Source organism: Achromobacter sp., from assembly GCF_057314935.1.
The window spans coordinates 1-7,705 of the sequence record NZ_DBHKZA010000143.1 but is presented as its reverse complement, the minus strand read 5'-3'; the positions used below and the strand labels follow the sequence as shown (position 1 = coordinate 7,705).

The window sequence follows — 7,705 nt, the reverse complement described above, 5'->3', positions numbered from 1 at the left end:
TTGAAGGAGCTGACCGTCAGCCCGATGGGGGCGCCATCAAGGCCGGCGGCAGTGACGACCGTTACGCCCGTGGCATAACGGCCCAGTGCGGTACGGAAGAAGGAGGCGTCAAAATCGGGGGAGGAGGCGGGCATGCAATCGTTAAGTCGGGCGGGCGCGCGGGGCGCCCGGCATCAAGGCGACAGGCGTTCGATATTCCAGGCCGTGCCGTCGGCGACATAGCGCAGGCGGTCGTGCAGGCGCGAGGGCCTGCCTTGCCAGAACTCGAAAGCGGTGGGCTTCAGGCGGTAACCGCCCCAGTGCGGCGGGCGCGGCGGCTGTTCGCCGAAACGTTCGCGGAATTCCTGCTCGCGGGCTTCCAGCTCTTCACGGGTGATGGGCTGGCTTTGGCGCGAAGCCCAGGCGCCGATGCGCGAACCGGCGGGCCGGCTGTGGTAGTACGCATCCGACTCTTCGGCGGCGACTTTTTCCACCACGCCTTCGATCCGCACCTGGCGTTCCAGCGGCTGCCAGAAAAACAGCAGGCAGGCGCGCGGCTCGGCCAGCAGATCCTGGCCCTTGCGGGATTCATAGTTGGTGAAGAACGTGAAGCCGTGCTCGTCAAAGCCCTTGATCAGGACGATGCGGGCGCTGGGCTGGCCGTCGGCGTTCACCGTGGCGAGCGTCATGGCGTTGGGTTCCGGCACCTTGGCGGCCAGCGCTTCGTCGAACCAGCGGGAAAACTGCTGGAACGGGGACGCTGCGGCCTGGCTTTCCAGCAGGACGTTCTTTTCGTAACTTTGACGCAGATCGGAGACGGACATGAGGCGTGGGATTCAGCGTTGATAACAGGGAGTTTATACCGCTTGGGGCATCGCTCCCTTATTGACCCCGCGCAGGTCTCAGGCATGTTTGGCGCCCGCGGCCGGGCGGGGAGCTGTCAGCTACCTTCCGGCAGGGGCCGCCCATCCAGTTCCAGCCGGCGGGCAATGGCGTCCAGGCGGGCGTCATGGATGCCGGCGGCGCGTAGCGCCTGGGCGGTCTGGACCACGTAGTCGGTGCAGGGGCCGTAGCGGCCGGCGGCCCGGCGCACGATGGCCAGCAGTTCGGCATCGGGCAGGGCGCGGATGTAGGCCGGATTGTCCCGGTTCATGATGAAGACCAGCGCGCGGACGGGGCCGGCGTCGGTTGCGCAGTTGATCCAGCGGGGCAGATAGGCCCCCGTGGACATCTCGCGTTCCCAGAGGGCGGGGAAATAAGTGGGCACCTGGTCGCCGGCCAGTCGGTAGACGACGCCCCGGCAGGAACCTCCGCGGTCCAGCCCGAAGACAAGACCCGGGCATTCCGGCGTGCCGCGGTTCACGCGCGACCATAGGCACAGCGCCCGGTGGTGTCCGCGCAGGGTCGCCAGGCGGCGTTCCATGAAATCGAAATCGGGGCGCCAGATCAGAGATCCGTACCCATATACCCAGACGTCTTCGCCGGATTGCCAATGCTGCAGCGCCTGGTCCAGCGAGGCCTGCCTTTCCTCTGGCGTCCAGAGGCGAAAGGGCAGGCTGGCGCCGGCGATGCCGGCGGCGGGAGGAGAGGACTGCATGTTCACGACTACGGGTTCCGGTCAGACTCGAGCGGGGGATTGCGGTTGGCCCATCCGCCCGCCATCAGGGCCAGCGAATACGCCCAGAACAACGGGGCGACGCCAATTACCGCACCCAGCGCGCCGAAGGTCAACGGCAGGGATACCTGTGACCCGTTGATCAGCGCCATCCGCAGGCCGACGGCTTCGGCGGCACGGCCCGGCGGCGAATGCTGGTGCAGCAGGGATAGCATACTCGGTTGGCAGCACCCCAAGGCAAGGCCCAGGATGAACGACAGCACGATCAGGACAGTAACGTCGGTGAACAGCGGGTAAAGCATGAAATCGATGGCGGCCGTCGCCATGGCCACCCGCACCAGCGTCCAGGACCGCACACGGCGCATGATCAGCGGCAATATCAGGCGGATGACGAACGTTGCCGCCGCGAAGGACGCAAGAATGACGCCGATGGTGGTGGCCGACAGGCCGATGGCGACGCCGAAGATGGGCACGACGAACAAATGGGTGTCCCAGGCACCGGACAGGATCGTGTTGACCATCAGGATGCGGCGCAACGCGGGCACCGCCAGCAATTCCGTCACCCGGCGGCGCTGGGCTTCCTTGGCGCCGGACAGCTGGGAATCCACCGCCTTCAATTGGTGCCGCATCGCATACAGGCCGATTCCCGACAGGATGGGCCCCAGGGCCAGCAGGCCGAAGGCGGTGCGCGTGCCCAGGTGGTCGATCGCCAGGCCGGCAATCAGCGGCCCGGAAAATCCCGATCCGGCCAGCGCCAACGACATGAACGAAAAATTGCGCAGCCGCTGGGCGGGCTCGGCGTGGCCCAGCAAGTCCTGCGTGGCCACCTGATGCAGCATGAAGCCGATGCCGATACAGCAGGACGCGATCAATAGCGCCGTCTGAGTCTGCGAGATGAAGGGCAATGCGGTGCCGATCGCCACCAATGACGTCCCGATGACGAGCGGGCGCACGATGCCCACCCGGTCCACCCAGCGCCCCGCGCGCACCGAGAACAGCATCGGCAGCACCGCGAACACGGCCACCAGCGTCCCGACCTTGAAGGTGGACAGGCCCATCTGCAGCGCGGTCAGCGAAACGGTGATCCGTCCCCCTGTCAGCGCCACGTGATTCATCATTGCCAGCAGGCACAGCAGCACCGCCCCGGAAAATTCCGGGGAACTGGAAGGCGAGGAGGGGGATCTGTTGGAGGTAGACACGGCGTAACTGCATTCATTCTGGGCGGATCGTCGGTCTATGTCGAGGCGCGGATTTTTTGCACTGCCGCAAATTGTTTCAGCGCGTGGTGACAAGATAGGCGCCATCTAACGGGCAAGTCGCGTGCTTACGGCGCAAGATGGCGGCACGTTCGCGGCATGTGCGCAATACGGGGTTCCGCGCGTGCGCCGCAGACGTTGTATCGTTCTCACAACGGAACAATCGAATGCGGCTTGACGAACCGGTGCCGCTTTACTGTTTTTCACCGTTTTGACACAGATTGGCAGTGGTTTGGACAGAGGGCCCGTTTAGGATGGGCGCCTATGCTTCGCAATACCGGCGCGGGTTCGCGGCCCGCGCCTCCTCTCATCAGGTTCAATGAAAAAGTCCCGCAGCAAGTTCAAGCGCTATGCGCTGATCGCCGTCGCCGTCCTGCTTGGGGCATACGGCTTGCGCGCCATGTTCTTCTCGGCGCCGCCGCCGCCCACCTTTGCGGTGGGCGAAGTCAGCCGGGCGAACCTTGAAGACAGCGTGCTGGCCAGCGGCACCATCGACGCCATCGAGCGCGTCAGCGTGGGCGCCCAGGCCACCGGCCAGTTGAAGTCCCTGAAAGTGGAACTGGGCGACCGCGTCAAGAAAGGCCAGTTGGTCGCCGAGATCGACGACCTGACCCAGCAGAACGAACTGCGCAACGCCGAAGCCGCCCTGCAGACGCGGCGCGCCGAACGCGCCGCCAAGGTCGCCACGCTGAAGCAGGCCGAACTGGCCTTCAAGCGGCAACGCCAGATGCTGGCGGCCGACGCCAGTTCGCGCGAAGCCTACGAGACGGCCGAGGCCACGCTGGCCGTGACGCGCGCGGAGATCGCGTCGCTGGACGCGCAGATCGCGCAGGCCGAAATCCAGGTCGACACCGCCCGCGTCAACCTCGGGTACACGCGCATCGTGTCACCCATCGACGGCATGGTGGTGGCGGTGGTGACCAAGGAAGGCCAGACCGTCAACTCCATCCAGAGCGCGCCCACGATCATCAAGGTGGCCCAGGTGGACACCATGACGATCAAGGCCCAGATCTCGGAAGCCGACGTGACCCGCGTGAAGGCCGGCCTGCCCGTGTACTTCACCATCCTCGGCGAACCCGACCAGCGCTACCAGGCCAAGCTGCGCGCGGTGGAACCGGCCCCGGACTCCATCCAGAAAGACGACGCGACGTCGTCGCTGACGTCTTCCACCGGCAGTTCGACCACCGCCGCCGTTTACTACAACGGCCTGTTCGACGTCCCCAACCCCGACGAAAAGCTGCGCATTTCGATGACCGCCCAGGTCTTCATCGTGCTGGGCGAGGCCAAGGATGCCATCGTGGTGCCGGCCTCGGCGCTGGGCAAGCGCGGCGAAGACGGCCGCTATGCCGTGCGCGTGGTCTTGAAAGACAACAAGACCGAGGTGCGCCAGGTCAAGATCGGCATGAACAACAACGTGCAGGCGCAGGTGCTGGAAGGGCTGGAGGTGGGCGAGCGGGTCGTGACGGCGGATTCTGCGCCCGCGGCCGCCGCGGCGCGGGGGGCCTGACATGAGCGGCCCGCTAATCTCGCTTTCCGGGGTACGCCGCGAGTTCCCCGCGGGTGAGCAGACCATTGCCGTCCTGAAGGACATCAACCTGACCATCGAGGCCGGGGAAATGGTCGCCATCGTGGGTGCGTCCGGGTCGGGCAAGTCCACGCTGATGAACATCCTGGGCTGCCTGGACCGCCCGACCCGAGGCGACTACCGGGTCAGCGGGCGCAGCACGGGTGAGCTGGGCCCGGACGAGCTGGCCGAGTTGCGGCGGGAACACTTCGGCTTCATCTTCCAGCGCTATCACCTGCTGTCCGATCTGACGGCGCAGGGCAACGTCGAAATGCCGGCCGTCTACGCCGGCAAGCGCCGCGAAGCCCGGATGGCCCGCGCCGAGGAATTGTTGAAGCGGCTGGGGCTGGGCGACCGGTCGGAACACCGCCCCGGCCAGTTGTCGGGCGGCCAGCAGCAGCGCGTGAGCATCGCGCGCGCGCTGATGAACGGCGGCGACATCATCCTGGCCGACGAACCCACCGGCGCGCTGGACACGCATACCGGCCAGGAAGTGCTGCGCATCCTGGAAGAGCTGAACGCGGCTGGCCACACCATCATCATCGTCACGCACGATATGAATGTGGCGCGCCATGCGCAACGCATCATCGAGATCAGCGACGGCGAGATCGTCGCGGACAAGCGCAATCCCGACGCGCCGCGCCGGGACGCGGAGCGCGACCCGCCGCCGGAATTGCCCAAGCGGCCCGCGTGGCAGTCGTACCTGGACCGCTGTGGCGAAGCGCTGCGCATGGCGCTGCTGTCCATGAACGCGCACCGGCTGCGCACGTCCTTGACCATGCTGGGCATCATCATCGGCATCGCGGCCGTGGTGTCCGTCGTGGCGCTGGGCGAAGGGTCGCGGCGCAAGATCCTGGAAGACATCAGCGCCATCGGAACCAATACCGTCGAGGTGTTCCCCGGCAAGGACTTCGGCGACGAGAAAGCCGTCAACATCCGCACGCTGGTCGCCGCCGACGCCGACGCCCTGGCGCGCGAGCCCTACGTGGACAGCGTCACGCCTGAAGTCGCCACCAGCAATACGCTGCGCTATCGCAACGTATCCGTGAACGGCTCGATCCAGGGCGTGGGCGAACAGTACTTCCGCGTGCGCGCCGTCAAACTGGCGCAGGGCAAGTTCTTCGACGAGACCAGCGTCGTGCGCCGCGCGCAGGAAGTGGTGATCGACGAAGGCACGCGGCGGACCTTGTTCGGCTCGCATACGGAACCGATCGGGCAGGTGGTGTTCCTGGGATCCATGCCGGCCCGGGTGATCGGCGTGACCGAGAAAAAGGAGTCCGTCTTCGGCAACAACGAATCGCTGAACGTCTGGATTCCCTACACCACCGCGCTGTCGCGCGTGCTGGGCCAACAGCATCTGAAGAGCATCACGGTGCGCGTCAACGACGCCACGCCGCCGGCCGCCGCCGAGCGGGCCATCGAGCGGGTGCTGATGCGCCGCCACGTGGTGAAGGATTTCTTCGTGTTCAACACGGACGCCATCCGCAAGACCATCGAGCGCACGACGGCCACCATGACCCTGCTGGTATCCCTGATCGCGCTGATCTCGCTGATGGTGGGCGGCATCGGGGTCATGAACATCATGCTGGTGTCCGTCACCGAGCGCACCCGCGAGATCGGCGTGCGCATGGCGGTGGGGGCGCGGCGCAGCGACATCATGCAGCAGTTCCTGATCGAAGCGGTGCTGGTGTGCCTGATCGGCGGCGCGCTCGGCATCATTCTGTCTCTGGCGCTTGGCGTGCTGGTGTCCAAGGCCACGGCAGGTTCGTTCCAGATGATCTATTCCACGGCATCGATGGTGGCGGCATTCACGTGCTCGACGCTGATCGGTGTGCTTTTTGGCTATTTGCCGGCGCGCAATGCGGCGCGCCTGGATCCCGTCGAGGCATTGGCCCGGGAATGAGGAAGATGAAAGCGGTTTCCCTGATTCGCACCTCCGCCGCCCTGGCGCTGGGTCTGGCGCTGGGCGGTTGCGGCAGCCTGCTGCGTACCGACTACGAGCCCCCCCTGACCCAGGCGCCCGCCGCCTGGACGCATGGCGCGCCGAGTGACGCGCAAGCGCCGCTGGCCGACGGCGGCGCCTGGTGGCGCAACTTCAATGACCCGGTCTTGAACGGACTGGTCGACGCCGTGCTGGCGCGCAACAACGACCTGGCCGCCGCGGCGATCCGGGTGCGTCGCGCCCAGTACCAGGCGGGGCTGACCGAGGACCAGTTGTTCCCCCAGCTGGGCGGCAGCGCCAACGTGACGCGCAACCGCAACCTGTATGGGGACCGCGCCATCGCGCGGACCAATGCCACCGAGCTGACGGTGAGCTACGAGGTCGACCTGTGGGGCAAGCTGTCGCGTCAGCGCGATGCCGCCCAGTGGGAAGCGTTGGCCACCGAGCAGGACCGCCAGTCCGCGGCGCTGTCCCTGGTGGGCACCACGGCTACGCTGTACTGGCAGACGGCCTTCATCAACCAGCGCATCGCCAGCAGCGAAGAAAGCATCGCCTACGCCCGCCGCACGCAGGATCTGGTGCGCGCGCAATACGCCGCGGGCGGCGCGTCGGCCCTGGAATTGGCGGAAGCCGAGCAGACCGTGGCCAGCCAGCAGGCGGCGCACACCCTGCTGGTACAGCAGCGCGTGGAATACACGAATGCGCTGACCATCCTGTTCGACGGCCCGCCCGACCGCAGCATGGCCGACCCTGCCCGCCTGCCGCAGTACCCGTTGCCCGAAGCGCGCGCGGGCGTGCCCGCCGACCTGCTGGGCCGTCGGCCGGACCTGCGCGCGGCGGAACTGCGGCTGCGCGAAGCGCTGGCCACGGTGGACGCTACCCGCGCCAGCTTCTACCCGCCGGTCACGCTGACGGGCGCGGTGGGCACCGCCAGCCCGACGCTATCGAACATCCTGCAAAACCCCGTCGCGTCGCTGGGCGTGGGATTGACACTGCCGTTCCTGCAATGGACGCAGATGCAGCTGAACATCAAGATATCCAAGGCGGACTACGAAGAACGCGTCGTCAACTTCCGGCAGTCGTTGTATCAGGCGATGGCGGACGTGGAGAACGCGCTGTCGAACCGCACGCAACTGGCGTTGCAGGCGGAGCAGTTGGCGGTGTCGCTGCGGGCGGCGCGCGATGCCGAACGCTTGTATGAAGTGCGTTATCGGGCAGGGGCCGTGTCCTTGAAGGACTGGCTGGACGCGCAGGAGAAGCGGCGGACCGCAGAGATCGCGCGGGATGAGAACGGGTTGAACCGCTTGGTGAATCAGGTGACGGTTTATCGGGCGCTGGGCGGGGATGAT

At 66.6% G+C, this 7,705-nt stretch carries 6 protein-coding genes and 1 pseudogene; 3 read left to right on the top strand and 4 right to left on the bottom strand.

What is annotated here, in order from left to right; genetic code table 11:
* From ACO6D5_RS28855 to ACO6D5_RS28840, 4 genes and pseudogenes are all read right to left on the bottom strand, one after another.
* Window positions 1-134 (bottom strand): annotated as a pseudogene (locus ACO6D5_RS28855) (flavin reductase); the annotation flags it as partial.
* A 39-nt stretch (window positions 135-173) separates the two neighbouring features.
* Window positions 174-803, bottom strand: coding sequence for a pyridoxamine 5'-phosphate oxidase (gene pdxH, locus ACO6D5_RS28850; RefSeq protein ID WP_088587712.1), 630 nt, complete (start codon window positions 801-803; stop codon window positions 174-176).
* A gap of 116 nt (window positions 804-919) precedes the next feature.
* On the bottom strand, window positions 920-1,582 hold the full coding sequence (locus ACO6D5_RS28845) for a gamma-glutamylcyclotransferase (protein WP_035213776.1): 663 nt from the start codon (window positions 1,580-1,582) through the stop codon (window positions 920-922).
* A 2-nt stretch (window positions 1,583-1,584) separates the two neighbouring features.
* Entirely contained in the window at window positions 1,585-2,793 is a 1,209-nt protein-coding gene (locus ACO6D5_RS28840) for an MFS transporter (RefSeq protein WP_485827290.1), read from the bottom strand.
* A gap of 376 nt (window positions 2,794-3,169) precedes the next feature.
* Here ACO6D5_RS28840 and ACO6D5_RS28835 point away from each other — a divergent pair, with 376 nt between their 5' ends.
* From ACO6D5_RS28835 to ACO6D5_RS28825, 3 genes are all read left to right on the top strand, one after another.
* On the top strand, window positions 3,170-4,357 hold the full coding sequence (locus ACO6D5_RS28835; RefSeq protein WP_485827289.1) for an efflux RND transporter periplasmic adaptor subunit: 1,188 nt from the start codon (window positions 3,170-3,172) through the stop codon (window positions 4,355-4,357).
* 1 nt (window position 4,358) lies between these two features.
* Window positions 4,359-6,317 carry a MacB family efflux pump subunit gene (locus ACO6D5_RS28830; RefSeq protein ID WP_485827288.1) on the top strand — a complete coding sequence of 653 codons (1,959 nt, stop codon included), beginning with the start codon at window positions 4,359-4,361 and terminating at the stop codon, window positions 6,315-6,317.
* Window positions 6,318-6,322: 5 nt separating this feature from the next.
* Window positions 6,323-7,705, top strand: a 1,383-nt coding sequence (locus tag ACO6D5_RS28825; protein WP_485827287.1) for an efflux transporter outer membrane subunit, incomplete at its 3' end; no start/stop codon positions are given.